Raw genomic sequence first — 17743 nt, forward strand, 5'->3', positions numbered from 1 at the left:
GGGCGAGCATAGATCCGTGAGGATGATCAGCCCGCGACCGGGTACATCGCCCCGCGGCGCCCCTCGGGCGACACCAGCCACTCCAGCTTCTCCGCCGTGTCGGCCTCCGGCAGCGGGGTGTGCAGCACGATCGTCAGATCCGGGCGGGCCGGGACCCTCAGCTGGGTGGCCTCCACCACCAGCGTGCCCACCAGCGGGTGCTCCACCTCCTTGCGGTTCTGGCCGCCCGGCAGGATGTCCCGCCGCTCCCACAGCTCGGTGAACTCCGGACTCAGGGCCTTCGCCTCCTCGACGACCGCGCGGAAGCCGTCGTCGTCCGGGCCCTCCGAGCACGCCGCCCGGTACTGCGCCACGACCCTCGGCGCGAGCTCCTCCCAGTGGGTCAGCCGCCCGCGGTACAGCGGGTCCGTGAAGAAGTCGATCAGACAGTTCTGGGAGATGTCCGCCCGCATCCCGAGCACGACCGCCGCCGCCTCGTTGTACATGACCGCGTTCCAGTACCGGTCCATGATGTGCGCCGGGAACGGCATCCACGCGTCGATGAGCCGCCGCAGGCCGTCGCACATGTCCCGGTCCTCGGGCGCCGTCTCCGGGGCCGGCGGGTTCAGCGCCGCCAGGACGTACAGATGACGGCGCTCGACCGGACTCAGCCGCAGCACCCGCGCGACCGAGTCGAGGACGTGCGGGGAGACGGTGATGTCCCGGCCCTGCTCCAGCCACTGGTACCAGGAGACGCCGACGCCCGCGAGAACCGCGACCTCCTCCCGGCGCAGCCCCGGGGTGCGGCGGCGCGCGCCGCCGTCCGGGAGTCCCGCCTCGGCCGGGCTGATCCGGGCCCGACGGCTCATCAGGAACTCGCGCAGTTCGCCGAGTCGGTGCTGCTTCGCGCTGGTGCTCTCGAGAGCGGTGGCCACGTGTGCTTCCTCCCCCTGGACGCATGGCTGACGGTGCCTGGTGGTGCCTGGTGGTGCCTGGTGGTGCCTGGTGCTGCCTGGTGGTGCGACCAACAGGATAAGTTCCCGCTCCCCACCGTTGTTCCCGCGCGCGGATGGTGGGGGCATGGCAACCCTGACCTCTCCCCCCACGGACACCGACGCGAAGGCCGCTCCCCCGGCCCTCACCGGCCGCACCCGGCTCATCCTCTTCGTGCTCTGCGCCGCCCAGTTCATGGTGGCGCTCGACTTCTCCGTCCTGAACGTGGCGCTGCCCGTCCTCGGCGCCGACCTCGGCCTCGGCCAGTCCGCCCTCCAGTGGGCCGTCACCGCCTTCGCCCTGCCCTCCGGCGGCTTCCTGCTCCTCTTCGGCCGCATGGGCGACCTCTACGGACGCAAGAAGCTGTTCCTCGCCGGTCTCGCCCTCTTCGGCCTGGCCTCGCTGCTCGCCACCTTCGCCTGGAACCCGGCCTCCTTCCTCACCGGCCGCGCCCTCCAGGGCATCGGCGCCGCCGCGATCGTGCCCACCGGCATGTCCCTGCTGACCACGACGTTCCCCGAGGGGCCGCTGCGCGACAAGGCGCTCGGCATCTCCGGCACCCTGCTCTCGCTCGGCTTCACCGTCGGCATGCTGCTCGGCGGCGTCATGACGGACACCCTCGGCTGGCGCTCCACCATGGGCCTGCTCGCCCTCTTCGCCGTGATCGTCCTGCCGCTCGCCCCCGGTCTGCTCCCCGAATCCCGCACCCCCGAGCGGCCCCGGCTCGACGTGCCCGGCGCGCTGACCGTCACCGGCGGACTGCTCGCCCTGATCTACGCCCTGTCGACGGCGGCCGAGCGCGGCTTCGGCGGCACGGACGTGCTGGTCAGCCTGGTGGCGGGGGTCGTGCTGCTGGCGGTCTTCGTCCGGGTCGAGTCCCGGCACGCGGCCCCGGTGGTCTCGCTGCCGATGCTGCGGCGCGGCACGGTCGCCTTCGGCAACCTGGGCGGACTGATCACCTTCTCGATGATGTCGACGGTCATTTTCGCCCTCACCCTGTACCTGCAGGAGACCCTCGGCCTCTCGGCCTTCGCGACCGGCCTCGTCTTCGGGGTGCAGGGCGTGCTGTCGGTCGTGGCCGGCCTGCTCGCGCCGAAGGTGATCGGCCGGATCGGCGCCCGCCGCACCCTGGTCGGCTCGCTCGTCGGGCAGGGCCTGCTGACGGCCGCGCTGCTGGGCCTCGGCGAGGAGTCGGGCGCGGTCCTGGCGACCGTCGCCGTCTCGCTGGCCTCGATGTGCCACCTCGGCGCGATCATCTCGTACGGGCTGACCGTCACCTCCGGCGTCCCGGACGAGGAGCAGGGGCTTGCGACCGGCCTGGTCACCACCACCCAGCAGGTCGGCCTCACCATCGGCATCCCGCTGCTCGGCGTGCTCGCCACCACCAGCGGCGACCTGTACGGGGGCGTCCGCACGGTCCTCGTCCTGGACGCGGCGATCGTCCTCGGCACCGCGGCCCTGGTCGCCCTCGGCCTGCGGCGCCGGTCCTGACCTACGGCCTGTCGAGGCGGAGCCGTACGGCCTTCGGCAGACCCGCGACCACCAGGTCGTACGAGTCCTCGACGAGCTCCCGGACCATCCGGTCCGGGAGCTCTCCGACGCTCACGGTGTTCCAGTGCCGCTTGTTCATGTGATAGCCCGGGGCGATCGCCGGGTGCTCCTCCCGGAGCCGTACCGCGTCGTCCGGATCGCATTTGAGGTTGACCCTCAGCGGCTCGGACTCCAGCCACGAGAGCGCGAACAGCTTCCCGGCGACCTTGAAGACGGAGACGTCGGGACCGAACGGGAACTCCTCCGTCGCGTCGTTGAAGTCCAGGCAGAAGGCGCGCAGCTCGTCGGGGGTCATGCCGGCTCCTCCTCCGCTTCCAGCGGTTCCACGAGAACGGTGACGATCTTGTTCCGGCGGCCGGCCGGGGACTCCGCCGTCAGTCGCAGCGACCGCCCGTCCGGCAGCTCCACGACCGCCTTCGCACCGGCGATCGGCACCCGGCCGAGCGCCTTGGCGAGCAGTCCGCCGACGGTCTCCACGTCCTCGTCGTCGTACTCGTCGGGCCCCAGGCCGTACAGCTCGCCGAGGTCGCCGATGTCGAGGCGCGCGGTCACCCGGTGGCGGCCCTCCCCGAGGTCCTGGACCGGCGGCAGCTCCCGGTCGTACTCGTCGGTGATCTCGCCGACGATCTCCTCCAGGATGTCCTCGATGGTGACGATGCCGGCCGTGCCGCCGTACTCGTCGATGACGACGGCGACGTGGTTGCGCTCCTGCTGCATCTCGCGCAGCAGGTCACCGGCGTTCTTGGTGTCCGGCACGAAGGTGGCGGCCCGCATCGCCGTCGACACCAGGTCGGACTCGGACTCCCGGTTGATGTGCGTCTTGCGGACCAGGTCCTTCAGGTACACGACACCGACGATGTCGTCCTCGTTCTCCCCGGTGACCGGGATGCGGGAGAAGCCGGAGCGCAGCGCGAGGGTGAGGGCCTGACGGATCGTCTTGTACCGCTCGATGCAGACGAGGTCGGTGCGGGGCACCATCACCTCCCGCACGAGCGTGTCGCCCAGCTCGAAGACGGAGTGCACCATGCGGCGCTCGTCGTCCTCGATCAGCGACTCCTGCTCGGCGAGGTCGACCATGGCCCGCAGCTCCGCCTCGGAGGCGAACGGGCCCTTCCGGAAGCCCTTGCCGGGCGTCAGCGCGTTGCCGATGAGGATGAGCAGCTGCGGGATCGGGCCCATGATCCGGGCCAGCGGCAGCAGTACGTACGCGGCGGCCGTCGCGGTGTTCAGCGGGTGCTGGCGGCCGATGGTGCGCGGCGAGACGCCGACGGCCACGTACGAGACGAGGACCATGACGGCGATGGCGACGAGCAGCGCCTCCCAGGTCTCCGGGAAGGCTTCGAGGCAGGCGTACGTGACGAGGACGCCGGCCGCCATCTCGCAGGCGACACGCACGAGCAGCGCCACGTTGAGATAGCGGGTCGGGTCGGAGGCCACCTGGGCCAGCTTCTCGGCCCCGCGCCGGCCGGACCGTACGGCCTCGGCGGCGCGGAAGCTGGAGACGCGCGCGAGACCGGCCTCGGCGCAGGCGGCGAGCCAGGCCACGACGACCAGGGCCACGGCGCCGAGGATCAGCGAAACGTCCATCGGGGTCAGGAGACGGTCGGCGCGGGGGACGGGCCGGTGAGGCCCTTCTCCTCGCGCCAGCCGTCGACGATCGCCGCCTGGAGGCCGAACATCTCGGCCTTCTCCTCGGGCTCCTCGTGGTCGTACCCGAGGAGGTGGAGCACGCCGTGGACGGTGAGCAGCTGGAGCTCCTCGTCCATGGAGTGCTCCGTCGGCGCGTCCTTGCCCTGCTGGGTGGCGACCTCGGGGCAGAGCACGATGTCGCCGAGGAGCCCCTGCGGGGGCTCCTCGTCGTCCTTGGCCGGCGGGCGCAGCTCGTCCATCGGGAAGGACATGACGTCCGTCGGGCCCGGAAGGTCCATCCACTGGATGTGGAGCTGCTCCATCGCCTCCGCGTCCACGACGATCACCGAGAGCTCGGAGAGCGGGTGGATGCGCATGCGCGCGAGCGCGTAGCGGGCGATGTCGAGGATCGCCTGCTCGTCGACCTCGATGCCGGACTCGTTGTTGACGTCGATCGACATGGTGCGTGTGTACTTCTCTCGTCTAATGGCGCAGCCCGTTGCGGCTGTCGTACTGCTCGTACGCGTCGACGATACGGCCGACGAGCTTGTGCCGGACGACATCCTGCGACGTGAGCGTCGAGAAGTGGACGTCCTGGACCCCTTCCAGGATGTCGCGGACCTGGCGCAGACCGCTCTTCGTCCCGTTCGGCAGGTCGACCTGGGTGACGTCACCGGTGATGACGATCTTCGAGTCGAAGCCGAGTCGGGTGAGGAACATCTTCATCTGCTCGGGGTTCGTGTTCTGCGCCTCGTCCAGGATGATGAACGCGTCGTTCAGCGTCCGGCCGCGCATGTACGCCAGCGGCGCGACCTCGATCGTCCCGCTCGCCATGAGCTTGGGGATCGAGTCGGGGTCGAGCATGTCGTGCAGCGCGTCGTAGAGCGGGCGCAGGTACGGGTCGATCTTCTCGTAGAGCGTGCCGGGCAGGAAGCCGAGGCGCTCGCCGGCCTCGACGGCCGGGCGGGTCAGGATGATCCGGGTGACCTGCTTGGACTGCAGGGCCTGGACCGCCTTGGCCATGGCCAGATAGGTCTTTCCGGTGCCGGCGGGGCCGATGCCGAAGACGATCGTGTGCTTGTCGATCGCGTCGACGTACCGCTTCTGGTTGAGCGTCTTCGGACGGATCGTGCGACCCCGGTTGGACAGGATGTTCTGGGTGAGCACCTCGGCGGGAGTCTCCTCGCCGCCCTCCGAGCCGGTCTCGCTCGCCCTGAGCATGGCGATCGAGCGTTCCACTGCGTCCTCCGTCATCGGCTGACCGGTGCGGAGCACCAGCATCATCTCGTCGAACAGGCGCTGGATCAGCGCGACTTCCGCCGCGTCGCCGACCGCGCTCACCTGGTTGCCCCGGACGTGGATGTCCGCCTGCGGGAACGACCGCTCGATCACTCGGAGCAGGGCGTCACCGGAGCCGAGCAGGGTGACCATCGGGTGCTTGGCGGGGACCGTGAACTGGGCGCGGGCCTGTCCGGGCGCCCCGTCCTGGGGCGATCCGTCGTGGGCTGTGGGTGTCTGCGTCATGGGCCGGCACTGTGGCCTGCACATACCTCCCGTTGCAGGGTTCTCGCTGCTCGACAACCTCTCGGCTACCAAGCCTACGACCTGGCACCGACAAGGCCGTAGCGGTTTACCGGGCGCCGAGTCCGGGCCGCGCGGCGGCCCCCACGGTCCGGGCCCGGCGCCCGTCAGGTGTGGGCGGCGCGGAAGCCGATGGTGGGCACGGCCCGGCGCAGCGGCCAGGGCCGGGCGGCGCCCGGCAGGAGCCGGTCCAGGAAGGCGTAGCGGCCGCGCAGGGCCTCCGGGTCCTGCCGGGCGTGCCCCTGGACGTGCTGCCACCAGGCGGCGATCTCGCCCCAGGTGGGCGCGGACAGGGAGCCGCCGAACTCCTGGACGGAGAGCGCGGCGGTGAGGCCGGCGAAGGCGAGCCGGTCGGCGAGCGGCCAGTCCGCGAGGGTGCCGGTGACGAACCCGGCGACGAAGACGTCGCCGGCGCCGGTCGGGTCGAGCGCGGCGACCTGGATGGCGGGGACCTCGGCGGTCTCGCCGGTGCCGCCGTCGACGGCGTAGGCGCCCTCCGAACCGAGGGTGACGACGGCGTAGCGGACCTTGTCGGCGAGGGCGCGGGCGGCGGCCCGGGGGCAGTCGGTGCGGGTGTAGCGCATCGCCTCCGCGGCGTTGGGCAGGAAGGCCTCGCAGTGCGCGAGGTCGGTGAGGCCGGCCAGGTCCCAGCGGCCGGTGTCGTCCCAGCCGACGTCGGCGAAGACCTTGGCGCCGCCGCGGGCGGCCTGGGCGACCCACTCCTCGCTGCGGCCGGGGACGAGGGAGGCGACGGCCGCGCGCGCGTGCGGCGGATAGGCGGGCAGGGCGCCGTCGGGCGGCGGGGCCTCGTGGCCGTGGGAGACCATCGTGCGCTCGCCCTCGTAGGCCATGGAGACGGTGACCGGGGAGTGCCAGCCGGGGACGGTCCGGGAGAGCGACAGGTCGATGCCCTCGCCCTGCTCCAGGGCGTCCCAGCAGTACTCGCCGTAGTGGTCGTCGCCGAAGGCGGCGGCGAGCGAGGTCCGCAGGCCCAGCCGGGCGAGGGCGGTGGCCATGTTGGCGACGCCGCCGGGGCTCGATCCCATGCCGCGGGCCCAGGACTCGGTGCCGCGGACGGGGGCGCTGTCGAGGCCGGTGAAGATGATGTCGAGGAAGACCGTGCCGGTCAGGAAGACGTCGCAGGCCGGGTCCGTGGGTTCACGCAGGCACACCAACGGGTCGACCCCGGCGTCCTGTTGCGGCTGGTCTCCCCTTGCTGTGCTCACGGCAGGCTCCTCGTCCGTGGTGTGGATCAGGTCAGTGTGCCCGATGAGGGCAGGGTGACGGGCGGGACGCAGCAGGTAAGCCAGGAGGAAGCCGTCCCTTACCCAGGAATCCCGTCATCAAACCCATGGTGACCCAGATCACAGCCCAATTCGGCGCTTTCCCGGAATCACACCTTCACCGGCCGCGCACCCGCTTGATACACATGGTTCCGCGACCCCGTGCCCCACGCACCCCAGGGCGCTCCACCCCTTCCCTCCGTCCGTTCCAGGGAACGCCCATGCCGTCGCGGACTCGCGGCCCGGGGGCCCTCATCGCCCTCGTCCCCCTCTTCACCGCCGGATACCTCGCCCCGTACCTGCTGCCGACCGTCGTCGGCCGGCTCTCCGCCGGGCTCGGCCTCACCCCCGCACAGGCGGGCCTCGTCGGCTCGGTCCTGCTCCTCGGCTCCTCGACCGCGGGCTTCACGCTCGCCGCGCGCGGGGAACGGATCGGACCGCGCCGGGCGGCCCGCGCGGGCCTGCTCGCGATGGCCCTCGGCTACGGCTCCGCCGCCGCCACCGGCATCGTGCCCCTGGTGGTCGCGGGCGCCGTCCTCGGCGGCCTCGGCTCCGGTACGGCGACGGCCGTCGCCGCCGCCGGAATCGCCGGACAGCGGGACCCGCACCGGGCCTCCACCCTCGGCCTCCTGACGGTCTCGGCCACGGCCGGCGCGCTCTACCTGACCCTTCCGCACCTGGCCGGCGGCCACGCCCCGCCGCTGCTCGCGATCGCCTGCGCGGCGGCCCTGGTGTGGCCGCTCACCAGCCGCCTCCCGGGCACCGCCCGGGGGCCCCGCGAGGCGGCACCGACCGGCCCGCTCCCGCACCGCGCGGCCGGAGCCGTCCTCGCCGGCGGCATCCTCCTCTGGTCCCTCTCCCAGAACGCGCTGTGGGGCGTGAGCGGCCGCATCGGCCTCACCCAGGCCGGGCTCTCCGAGGTCACCGTCGGCGCGGTCTTCGCGGCGGCGCTCGGGGCCGGGCTCACCGGCGTCACCGCGGCCGGCGCACTCGGCTCGCGCCTGGGCCGGGCGGTGCCGATCGGCGTGGGCACGGTCCTCATCGCCGGCTGCGTCCTGCTCAGTTCGGCCGCCGGGGACCTGGCGTCCTTCGCGACCGGCGAGATCCTGTGGAACGCCGTCTACCCCGTGGTCCTCTCCTACCTTCTGGGCCTGGCCGCCTCGCTCGACCCGCGCGGCCGCTGGGCCGTCCTGGTCGGCGCGGCCTCCTCCCTGGGCGTGGCCTGCGGCCCGGTGACCGGCAGCCTCCTGTCCGAAGGGGCCGGCTACCCCGGCATGGGCGTGGTCCTGTGCGCCCTGCTGACGCTGGTGGCGATCCCGATGACGGCGGTGGCCCGCCACGCCTCGGGCCGCCCGCTGGTCCCGGGTTCGGTACGACGACGGGGCGGCGCGGCGGGCGCGGTCCTGGCGGGCACGGCGGCGGCGACACCGCCGACGGTGCCGCAGATGGGAGCACCGGAGCAGGAGATCACCCCGGTCACGGTCCCGGCCACCCGCCGCCGCCTGTCCAAGTCGTCCTTCAACCTGGCCCGCCCGAGCGACCGCGGCTGACGGCGCCTGCGGCCGCGCCCTCGAACGGGGCGGGGTGGGGGGCTACTCCCCGTCGAACTGGTACGCCTCGACCTCCGCCAAGTACCGCTCCCGCCGCGCCTCGTCGTCCTCCAGGAACGACGCCTCGAAGGAGTTCCGCGCCAGCTCCCGCAGCTGCTCCCCCGTCAGCCCCAGCGCGTCCCGCACCCCGTCGAAGTTCTCCCCCACGTACCCCCCGAAGTACGCCGGGTCGTCCGAGTTCACGGTCACCAGCAGCCCCGCCTCCATCATCGCCCGCAGCGGATGGTCCGCGAGGGTGTCGATGACGCGGAGGCGTACGTTCGACAGCGGGCACAGCGTCAGCGGCACGCGCTCGCGGGCGAGCCGGTCGACGAGTTCCGGGTCGTCCATGCAGCGCAGACCGTGGTCGACGCGCTCGACGCCGAGGACGTCGAGCGCCTCGCGGACGTACGCCGCCGGCCCCTCCTCGCCCGCGTGCGCGACGCGGCGCAGCCCGAGCCGGGCCGCCTCCTCGTACACCTCGCGGAACTTCGCCGGCGGGTTGCCGACCTCCGCCGAGTCGAGCCCGACGCCGGTGATCCGGTCCAGGTACGGCTTCGCGGCGTCGAGCGTCGCGAGCGCGGACTCGGCCGACTCGTCGCGCAGGAAGCACATGATGAGCCGGGTGGAGATCCCGTACCGCTCCTCGGAGCGTTCGAGGGAGGCGCCGATGCCCTCGACGACGGTGCCGAGGGGGACGCCGCGGGCGGCGTGCGCCTGCGGGTCGAAGAAGATCTCGGCGTGCCGGACGCCCTGCGCGGCGGCCCGCTCCAGATAGGCGTCGGTGAGCTCGGTGAAGTCCTCGGCGGTGCGCAGGACCGCCATCAGGCCGTAGTAGAGGTCCAGGAAGGACTGGAGGTCGCTGAAGCGGTACGCCTCGCGCAGGGCCGCGGCGTCCGCGTACGGCAGGGTGACGCCGCCCCGCGCGGCGAGCGCGAAGGCCAGCTCGGGTTCGAGGGTGCCTTCGATGTGGAGGTGCAGTTCGGCCTTGGGTACGGGCATGTTCACGTTCGTTTCGGTACGGGGACCCTCATGAGGTCCTGGGCAATGCTCAGCTCGCCGTCGAACCCGGCCGCCCGCGCCTGCCGCTCGAACTCGGCCGGGTCGGAGTAGCGCTGCGAGAAGTGGGTCAGGACGAGGTGCCGCACGCCCGCGTCCCGCGCGACAGCGGCGGCCTGGCCGGCCGTCAGATGGCCGTGGTCGGTGGCGAGGCGGACGTCCTCGTCGAGGAAGGTCGACTCGATGACCAGCATGTCGGCGCCCTCCGCGAGGGCGTGCACGCCGTCGCAGAGCCGGGTGTCCATGACGAAGGCGAAGCGCTGCCCGCGCCGGACCTCGCTGACCTCGTCGAGGGTCACCCCGTCCAGCACGCCCTCGCGCTGGATCCGGCCCACGTCGGGGCCGGTGATGCCGTGCGCGGCGAGCCGTTCGGGCAGGATGCGGCGCCCGTCGGGCTCGGTGAGCCGGTAGCCGTACGACTCGACCGGATGCGAGAGCCGGCACGCGTCGAGGGTGTACGCGTCGGTGACGGCGAGCGGCCCGTCGGCGGCCACCGGCCCCTCGGTGAGCCGCACGGTCTCGCGGTACGCCGTGGCGTACCGCAGCCGCTCGAAGAAGTGCTGCCCGCTCGCCGGGTAGTGCGCGGTGACGGGGTGCGGGACCTGGTCGAGGTTGATCCGCTGGATCACCCCGGCCAGGCCGAGCGAGTGGTCGCCGTGGAAGTGCGTGACGCAGATCCGGTCGATGTCGTGCGCGGCGACCCCGGCCCGCAGCATCTGGCGCTGGGTGCCCTCGCCGGGGTCGAAGAGGATGCCCTGTCCGTCCCAGCGCAGCAGGTAGCCGTTGTGGTTGCGGTGCCGGGTCGGAACCTGGCTGGCGGTTCCGAGGACGACCAGTTCGCGTACGGACATGGCTGGTCCGGCCTAGCCGGGGGGCCAGTTGAGGCCGCGGCCGCCCAGCACGTGCGCGTGCGCGTGGAAGACGGTCTGGCCCGCGCCCGCGCCGGTGTTGAAGACGATCCGGAAGCCGCTGCCGTCGACCTTCTCCTGGGCGGCGACCTCGCCGGCCTCGCGCAGTATGTCGGCGGCCACGGCCGGCTCGGCGGCGGCGAGCGACGCGGCGTCCGGGTAGTGGAGGCGCGGGATCACGAGGACGTGGGTGGGCGCCTGCGGGTTGATGTCGCGGAACGCGACCGTCGTCTCCGTCTCGCGCACGATCGTCGCGGGCACCTCTCCCGCCACGATCTTGCAGAACAGGCAGTCGCTCTGCGGCTCTCCGGCCATGGCCCGGGCCTCCTCGCCTCGTCGGTCGCTACCCGCGCATGCTATCCGCCGGCGCACCGCGACCGGGTCCCCGGCCGTCTTCAGTCCTTGGGCGCGCGCCGGTTCAGGAACGAGCGGCTCACCCAGTACGTGATGATCACACCCCAGAACAGCGGCGTGCCGACCGCCCGCACCACGCCCGAGTCGAAGGACCACAGGGCGAGCGAGGCGAACGAGGAGAGACCGAGGAGACCGACCGCCCCGGCCATGAACAGCACGGGCCGGCAGTTGCGGGCCACGAGGAGCATCGGCCGGCGCAGCCGGGGCGGCACCCGGCGGCCGATCCACACCGCCCATCCGGTCCAGGCGCCGAGCAGCACCGCAAGGCCGACCAGGAGCGGGACGGCCGCCTCGGCCCAGGTCGCGCCGTCGGGGACGGCGGCGCCCGCGACGGCCGAGGCCAGGAAGCCGACGAGGGCGACCCAGCGGGCCCCGGCGGCGGTGTTCCAGGCCATGGCCTCCAGGTTGTAGCGGGCCTTGCGGTCCTGGAGGTCGAGCGCGGCGGAGGCCACGAAGCCCTCGGCGGCCTGGGTCCAGGCGCCGCGGCGGAACCAGCGGCGCCGCAGCCGCAGCAGCGACAGGTTGTTGTGGGCCTCGCTGCTCTGCGGGTTGAGCCGCAGTGTCGTCTCGTACGCCCGCTGCGCGGTGGCGTGGTCGCCCCGGCGCTGGGCGGTGAGCCCCACCAGGAAGTGGGCGGCGTCCTCCTCGGGGGCGAGGCTGACGGCGGCCCGCGCCGCCTCGTACGCCTCGCGGGTACGCGCGGGCGTGCGCGCGTGCTCCGCGAACTGGGCGAGGGCGGTACCGAGCGCGTAGTGGGTGCCCCAGTACTGCGGGGCGAGCTGGACGGCGTACCGGGCGGCGGCCTCCGCGTCCTGGAACCGCCGCAGCGCCAGCAGGATCTGGACCCGCATCAGCCAGGCCATGAGCAGCTCGGGTTCGGCGCGCAGCGCCCGGTCCACGGCGTCCAGGGCGGCCGGCTGGTCCTCGGCGCGGTGGTGGCAGCGGGCGAGCAGGACGAGCGCCTCGGCGTCCTCCGGTTCGCCCGCCAGGTGCTGGGCGACGAGCTCCCCGGCCTGCGCGTACCGCCCGGTGTCGTAGAGCGCCTCCGCGCGCAGGAGCGCGGCGGGGGTGGTCACAGCTTGCGCTTCCGCTTGAGGTGGGCGAGGAGGTCGTCGTACAGGCCGCCCTCGTTGGCGAACATGGCGACGTTCCGCGCGGCGGCGAACCACGGCTCCGTGGACGGCTTGATCTGCTTGGCCGCGGTCAGCAGGTCCTTGGTGCCGATCAGGCGTACGGAGCCGCTGCGGGCGGAATCGAGGAGCGCGGCCTCGGCCGCGGTCTCGCAGACGTGGGCGAGGTCGGCGCCGGAGAAGTCCTCGGTGGCCTTGACGAGCTTGCCGAGGTCGACGGCCTCGATGGGCCGCTCGCGCAGGTGGTAGCGGAGGATCGCCTCGCGTGCGGTGGCGTCCGGCGGCAGCACGAGGAGGGTGCGGTCGAGCCGGCCGGGGCGGCGCAGGGCGATGTCGACGTCCCAGGGCACGTTGGTGGCGGCGAGCACGAACACGCCCTCGTTGCCGGCGCCGGACGCGATGCCGTCGAGCTCAGTGAGGAGCTGGTTGACGACGTTGCGCAGTCCGCTGTGGTGCGTGCGGGACCGTTTGGCGCCGAGGGCGTCCAGCTCGTCGAGGAAGACGACGCAGGGGGCCTGGCGGCGGGCGGTCTCGAAGATGTCGTGGATGTTCTTCTCGGACGCCCCGATCCACATGTCGAGGACGTCGGAGAGCGAGACGGTGAGGAAGTTCGCGCCGAGCTCGCCGGCGACGGCCCGTGCGATGAAGGTCTTGCCGCAGCCGGGAGGCCCGTACAGCAGCAGCCCGCCGCGCAGCGACTTGCCGTACAGCTTGCGCAGTTCGGGATTGCGCATGGGGGCGAGGAAGGCGGCCTCCAGGCGCTCCTTGACCTCGTCCATGCCGCCGACGTCGGCGAGGCGTACGGAGCCGGGCGCGTCGACGTCCCAGGCGTCGGCGTCCCCCGCCGTCCCCTCGCCTTCGGCGGCCTGCGGGTCGTCGAGGAAGCGGGGCCCGACGACGTCCCGGACCTGCTGCTCTGCGGCGTCCCAGTCGAAGGCGGGGACGGGGCCGACGGGCGGCGGCGGAGGCTCGACCGGCCCGGTCGCCCGCTCCGTGGGGGCCGGGGCGGGAGGCGTGGCCGGAGCCGGGGCCGGGGCGGGGGGCGTGGCCGGCGGCATCCCCATGGCCCGGACCATCAGCGCCCGCGCGTCCGTGTCGCCGGGCGCGTGCTGGAGCGCGACGGCCGCCTCCGCGACGGCCTCGTCGTTCCGTCCCTCGGCGAGGAGGAGTTCGGCGAAGTGCAGGCGCAGGGGTACGTCACCGGGGGCGGCGGTCACGGCGGCGCGCAGACTGCGGATCAGGGGGGACTCGTCGGCCATGCGGCCCAGCCTAAGGAGCGCGGGGCGGCCGCGGTCCACCGGGTTCGGGCCGTCGCGCACTTCGTACACGACGCCGGACGGGACAGGACCGCGCACCGTTCGGAGCGGGCCGAAGGAGCTAGCTCCAGCGGCCCGTGCGGCCCAGGACGAGCGCCGTCGCCGCCGTACCGGCCGTGGAGGTGCGCAGGACGCTCCGGCCCAGCCGGTACGGCTTCGCCCCGGCCGCCTCGAACACGGCCAGCTCCTCCGGGGAGACCCCGCCCTCGGGGCCCACGACCAGCACGATCGCGCCCTTCGCCGGGAGTTCGGCGGTCGCCAGCGCCCCGCTCGGGTGGTCGCGGTCCTCGTGCAGGACGGCCGCGAAGTCCGCCCCCGCGAGCAGCGCGGCGACCTGCTTGGTCGTCATCGGCTCCGCGACCTCGGGGAACCGGGACCGGCGCGACTGCTTGCCCGCCTCGCGCGCTGTGGAGCGCCACTTGGCGAGCGCCTTGAGGCCCCGGTCGCCCTTCCACTGCGTGATGCAGCGGGACGCGGCCCACGGCACGATCGCGTCCACGCCGGTCTCCGTCATGGTCTCCACGGCGAGCTCGCCACGGTCGCCCTTGGGAAGCGCCTGGACGACGGTGATCCGGGGCTCCTCCGCGGGGTCCTCGTGGACCTCGTCGACCCGTACGGTCAGCTGGTCCTTGCCCTCGGCGGCGAGCACCACGCACGCGGCCCAGCGGCCGCCGCCGTCGGCGAGGACGAGCTCCTCGCCCTCCCGCAGCCGCTTCACGGAGACGGCGTGCCGCCCTTCGGGCCCGTCCAGGAGGAAGCTCCCGGGGCCGGGGACGGCGTCGACGACGAAGACGGGTGCGGTCATGAGGCGCTCCTGTGGGCGAGCTCGGAGAGTGCGGTGTCGAGTTCGGCGGCCAGTACCTCGACCAGCTGCCCGGCGGGGAGTTCACGGGCGAGCCGGTGGCCCTGGCCGGCCCACAGGGCCATGCCCTGGGCGTCGCCGGCGGTCGCGGCGGCCTTGCGGATCGGGGCGGTGAGGTGGTGGATCTCGGGGTACGCGGCGGGGGCGTACGGCCCGTGCTCGCGCATGAAGCGGTTGACGAGGCCGCGCGCCGGGCGCCCGGAGAAGGCCCGGGTGAAGGCGGTCCTGGTGAACAGCGGGTCGGTCAGGGCCCGCTTGTGCAGCGGGTGGGCGCCCGACTCGGGACAGCACAGGAAGGCGGTGCCGAGCTGGGCGGCGGTGGCACCGGCGGCGAGGACGGCGGCGATCTGCGCGCCGCGCATGATCCCGCCGGTGGCGACGATCGGCAGGGCGACGCTCTCGCGGACCTGGGCGATCAGCGCGAGCAGCCCGGTGCCGGGGGCGTCGTCGGCGGGGTCGTCGCGGTAGGTGCCCTGGTGGCCGCCGGCCTCGGCGCCCTGGACGCAGACGGCGTCCGCACCGGCCTGCTGGGCGGCGAGCGCCTCTTCGGCGGAGGTGACGGTCACGATCGTGAACGTTCCCACCCGCGCGAAGGAGGCGAGGACCTCGGGCGTGGGGCAGCCGAAGGTGAAGGAGACGACCCGGACCGGGTCCTCCAGGAGGATCGCCAGCTTGGCGTCGTAGGCGTCGTCGCGGCCGTCGTCGGTCTCGCCGAGCGGGGTCTCGTACCAGGTGGCCTCGCCCGCGAGCTGATGGCGGTAGACCTCGACCGCGGCCGGGTCGGCGGGCCGCCCGGTCTGCGGCATGAAGAGGTTGACGCCGAAGGGCCGTGACGTGAGCCCGCGCACCTGCTTGATCTCCTGGTACAGCCCGCCGGCCGTCTTGTACCCGCCGGCCAGGAAGCCGAGCGCCCCCGCCGAACAGACGGCTCCGACCAGCTCGGGACCGGAGGCGCCCCCCGCCATGGGGGCCTGCACGATCGGAAACCGAGAGAGATCGTTCAGTGCGGTGCTGGACATACGGGCATCGTGTCATGCCCCTGCTTCCGGGCCGAATCCATCCGTCAGGTCCCGGAAGCACCGGCTCCGGGTACGGGAAGAGGCGGCGCCCACGGGCACCGCCCCTTCCCCACGTACGAGTCGCGCACGAGCGCCTACCGCCCGTTGAACGCGTCCTTCAACCGCGAGAACAGCCCCTGCTGCCCCGGCTGGAACTGGCCGGTCGGCCGTTCCTCGCCGCGCAGCTTGGCCAGTTCGCGCAGGAGCCGCTCCTGCTCCGCGTCGAGCTTCGCCGGGGTCTGCACCTCGACGTGCACGATCAGGTCGCCCCGGCCGTTGCCGCGCAGATGGGTGACGCCGCGGCCGTGCAGCGGGATCGACTGGCCGGACTGGGTGCCCGGGCGGATGTCGATCTCCTCGACGCCGTCGAGCGTCTGCAGCGGCACCTTCGTACCGAGCGCGCCCGCCGTCATCGGGATGGTAACCGTGCAGTGCAGGTCGTCCCCGCGCCGCTGGAAGGTCTCATGCGGCGTCTCGTGGATCTCGACGTACAGGTCACCGGCGGGGCCGCCGCCGGGGCCGACCTCGCCCTCGCCCGCGAGCTGGATCCGGGTGCCGTTGTCGACACCGGCCGGGATCTTGACCGTGAGGGTGCGCCGGGAGCGGACCCGGCCGTCGCCCGCGCACTCGGGGCACGGGGTCGGGACGACGGTGCCGAAGCCCTGGCACTGCGGGCAGGGGCGGGAGGTCATGACCTGGCCCAGGAAGGACCGGGTGACCTGGGAGACCTCGCCGCGACCGCGGCACATGTCGCAGGTCTGCGCGGAGGTGCCGGGCGCGGCGCCCTCACCGGAGCAGGTCGTGCAGACGACCGCCGTGTCGACCTGGATGTCCTTGGTGGTGCCGAAGGCCGCCTCGTTGAGGTCGATCTCCAGACGGATCATGGCGTCCTGGCCGCGGCGGGTCCGCGAGCGCGGGCCGCGCTGCGAAGCCGTACCGAAGAAGGCGTCCATGATGTCGGAGAAGTTGCCGAAGCCACCGGCTCCGAAGCCGCCCGCGCCGCCTCCGCCGGAGGCCGAGAGGGGGTCGCCGCCCAGGTCGTAGACCTGCTTCTTCTGCGGGTCCGAGAGGACCTCGTAGGCGGCGTTGATCTCCTTGAAGCGTTCCTGCGTCTTCGGATCGGGATTCACGTCCGGGTGCAGCTCGCGCGCGAGCCTCCGGAAGGCCTTCTTGATCTCGTCCTGGGACGCGTCGCGGCGCACGCCGAGTACGGCGTAGTAGTCCGTGGCCACTTACGACTCCGCCAGGATCTGTCCGACGTAACGTGCCACTGCGCGTACCGCTCCCATCGTTCCGGGGTAGTCCATGCGGGTCGGTCCGACCACGCCGAGTTTGGCGACTGCCTCGCCGCCCGAACCGTAGCCGACCGAGACGACGGACGTGGAGCTCAGCCCCTCGTGGGCGTTCTCGTGCCCGATGCGTACGGTCATGCCCGATTCCTTGGCCTCGCCGAGGAGCTTGAGGAGCACGACCTGCTCCTCGAGGGCTTCCAGGACGGGCCTGATCATCAGGGGGAAGTCGTGTCCGAAGCGGGTGAGATTGGCGGTGCCGCCGATCATCAGCCGCTCCTCGTGCTCCTCGACCAGGGTTTCGAGGAGGGTCGCGAGCACGGTCGTGACCGTCGCGCGGTCCTCGGTCTCCTCGAAGGACTCGGGGAGGTCCTGCACCAGCTGCGGCACGTCGGCGAACCGGCGGCCGACGACCCGGCTGTTGAGCCGGGCCCGCAGATCGGCGAGCGAGGTCTCGCCGAAGGGCGCGGGGCAGTCGATGACGCGCTGCTCGACCCGGCCGGTGTCGGTGATGAGCACCAGCATCAGGCGGGCGGGCGCCAGCGAGAGCAGCTCCACGTGCCGGACGGTCGAGCGGGTCAGCGAGGGGTACTGGACGACGGCGACCTGGCGGGTCAGCTGGGCGAGCAGCCGGACCGTGCGGCCGACGACGTCGTCGAGGTCCACCGCGCCGTCGAGGAAGTTGTGGATGGCCCGGCGCTCGGGCGTCGACAGCGGCTTGACGCCGGCCAGCCGGTCGACGAAGAGGCGGTAGCCCTTGTCGGTGGGGATGCGGCCGGCGCTGGTGTGGGGCTGGGCGATGAAGCCCTCCTCCTCCAGCACCGCCATGTCGTTGCGCACGGTGGCGGGCGAGACGCCGAGCTTGTGGCGCTCGGTGAGCGCCTTGGAGCCGACGGGCTCCTCCGTCCCGACATAGTCCTGGACGATGGCGCGCAGAACCTCGAGTCTGCGTTCGCTGAGCATCGTGCGTGCACCTCCAGCTCTCATCGTCGTTCCGGTTGCTCCGCTTTTGGCACTCGCCCTGCCCGAGTGCCAGCGATACCCCGGCCAGTGTACGGCGGCGGGCGTCGCTCCTGGCAAGGAGGCGGTGCCCCCGTCGGCT

17 protein-coding genes are annotated in these 17743 nt (G+C 73.0%); 2 read left to right on the plus strand and 15 right to left on the minus strand.

Going from position 1 to position 17743, the window contains the following annotated elements:
- Window positions 1-26: 26 nt before the first annotated feature.
- Window positions 27-848, minus strand: a complete 822-nt coding sequence (locus DEJ43_RS11485) for a helix-turn-helix transcriptional regulator (protein ID WP_086024681.1) — start codon at window positions 846-848, stop codon at window positions 27-29.
- A 211-nt stretch (window positions 849-1059) separates the two neighbouring features.
- Here DEJ43_RS11485 and DEJ43_RS11490 point away from each other — a divergent pair, with 211 nt between their 5' ends.
- Complete coding sequence (locus DEJ43_RS11490) at window positions 1060-2463, plus strand: MFS transporter (RefSeq protein WP_015033523.1); 1404 nt, start codon at window positions 1060-1062, stop codon at window positions 2461-2463.
- Window position 2464: 1 nt separating this feature from the next.
- Here DEJ43_RS11490 and DEJ43_RS11495 read toward each other — a convergent pair whose 3' ends face one another.
- The 5 genes from DEJ43_RS11495 to DEJ43_RS11515 form a co-directional block, all read right to left on the minus strand.
- Window positions 2465-2818 (minus strand): MmcQ/YjbR family DNA-binding protein, encoded by a 354-nt coding sequence (locus DEJ43_RS11495; RefSeq protein WP_015033524.1) that lies wholly within the window; start codon window positions 2816-2818, stop codon window positions 2465-2467.
- Window positions 2815-4110, minus strand: a complete 1296-nt coding sequence (locus DEJ43_RS11500; RefSeq protein ID WP_015033525.1) for a hemolysin family protein — start codon at window positions 4108-4110, stop codon at window positions 2815-2817. Before DEJ43_RS11500 ends, DEJ43_RS11495 begins: the two co-directional genes overlap by 4 nt.
- Window positions 4111-4115: 5 nt before the next feature.
- Window positions 4116-4613: an rRNA maturation RNase YbeY gene (ybeY, locus tag DEJ43_RS11505; protein ID WP_015033526.1), complete on the minus strand. Its 498-nt coding sequence runs from the start codon at window positions 4611-4613 to the stop codon at window positions 4116-4118.
- Window positions 4614-4635: 22 nt separating this feature from the next.
- Entirely contained in the window at window positions 4636-5676 is a 1041-nt protein-coding gene (locus DEJ43_RS11510; protein ID WP_041662371.1) for a PhoH family protein, read from the minus strand.
- A 164-nt stretch (window positions 5677-5840) separates the two neighbouring features.
- Window positions 5841-6959 carry a carbohydrate kinase family protein gene (locus DEJ43_RS11515; protein WP_015033528.1) on the minus strand — a complete coding sequence of 373 codons (1119 nt, stop codon included), beginning with the start codon at window positions 6957-6959 and terminating at the stop codon, window positions 5841-5843.
- Window positions 6960-7237: 278 nt separating this feature from the next.
- Here DEJ43_RS11515 and DEJ43_RS11520 point away from each other — a divergent pair, with 278 nt between their 5' ends.
- Window positions 7238-8566 (plus strand): MFS transporter, encoded by a 1329-nt coding sequence (locus DEJ43_RS11520; protein ID WP_015033529.1) that lies wholly within the window; start codon window positions 7238-7240, stop codon window positions 8564-8566.
- 42 nt (window positions 8567-8608) lie between these two features.
- Here the strand turns inward: DEJ43_RS11520 and DEJ43_RS11525 are convergent, their stop codons facing one another.
- The 9 genes from DEJ43_RS11525 to hrcA all read right to left on the minus strand — a co-directional run bounded on the left by DEJ43_RS11525 (window position 8609) and on the right by hrcA (window position 17604).
- Window positions 8609-9607 (minus strand): adenosine deaminase, encoded by a 999-nt coding sequence (locus tag DEJ43_RS11525; protein ID WP_041662373.1) that lies wholly within the window; start codon window positions 9605-9607, stop codon window positions 8609-8611.
- A gap of 2 nt (window positions 9608-9609) precedes the next feature.
- The gene (locus DEJ43_RS11530) at window positions 9610-10515 is read right to left on the minus strand and encodes a ribonuclease Z (RefSeq protein ID WP_015033531.1); all 906 of its coding nucleotides are present in this window, start codon (window positions 10513-10515) and stop codon (window positions 9610-9612) included.
- 12 nt (window positions 10516-10527) lie between these two features.
- Window positions 10528-10887 (minus strand): histidine triad nucleotide-binding protein, encoded by a 360-nt coding sequence (locus DEJ43_RS11535; RefSeq protein WP_041662374.1) that lies wholly within the window; start codon window positions 10885-10887, stop codon window positions 10528-10530.
- Between the two features lie 80 nt (window positions 10888-10967).
- Window positions 10968-12062 carry a tetratricopeptide repeat protein gene (locus tag DEJ43_RS11540; RefSeq protein WP_015033533.1) on the minus strand — a complete coding sequence of 365 codons (1095 nt, stop codon included), beginning with the start codon at window positions 12060-12062 and terminating at the stop codon, window positions 10968-10970.
- Window positions 12059-13375, minus strand: a complete 1317-nt coding sequence (locus tag DEJ43_RS11545; protein WP_041662375.1) for an ATP-binding protein — start codon at window positions 13373-13375, stop codon at window positions 12059-12061. Before DEJ43_RS11545 ends, DEJ43_RS11540 begins: the two co-directional genes overlap by 4 nt.
- A gap of 118 nt (window positions 13376-13493) precedes the next feature.
- Window positions 13494-14237, minus strand: a complete 744-nt coding sequence (locus tag DEJ43_RS11550) for a 16S rRNA (uracil(1498)-N(3))-methyltransferase (protein ID WP_015033535.1) — start codon at window positions 14235-14237, stop codon at window positions 13494-13496.
- Window positions 14234-15313: a nitronate monooxygenase gene (locus DEJ43_RS11555; protein WP_015033536.1), complete on the minus strand. Its 1080-nt coding sequence runs from the start codon at window positions 15311-15313 to the stop codon at window positions 14234-14236. The genes DEJ43_RS11550 and DEJ43_RS11555 overlap by 4 nt, the downstream gene beginning before the upstream one ends.
- A 134-nt stretch (window positions 15314-15447) precedes the next feature.
- Entirely contained in the window at window positions 15448-16584 is a 1137-nt protein-coding gene (gene dnaJ, locus DEJ43_RS11560) for a molecular chaperone DnaJ (protein WP_015033537.1), read from the minus strand.
- Window positions 16585-17604 carry a heat-inducible transcriptional repressor HrcA gene (gene hrcA / locus DEJ43_RS11565; protein WP_015033538.1) on the minus strand — a complete coding sequence of 340 codons (1020 nt, stop codon included), beginning with the start codon at window positions 17602-17604 and terminating at the stop codon, window positions 16585-16587.
- Window positions 17605-17743 lie beyond the last annotated feature (139 nt).

The organism is Streptomyces venezuelae ATCC 10712 (assembly GCF_008639165.1).
Lineage (GTDB): Bacteria > Actinomycetota > Actinomycetes > Streptomycetales > Streptomycetaceae > Streptomyces > Streptomyces venezuelae.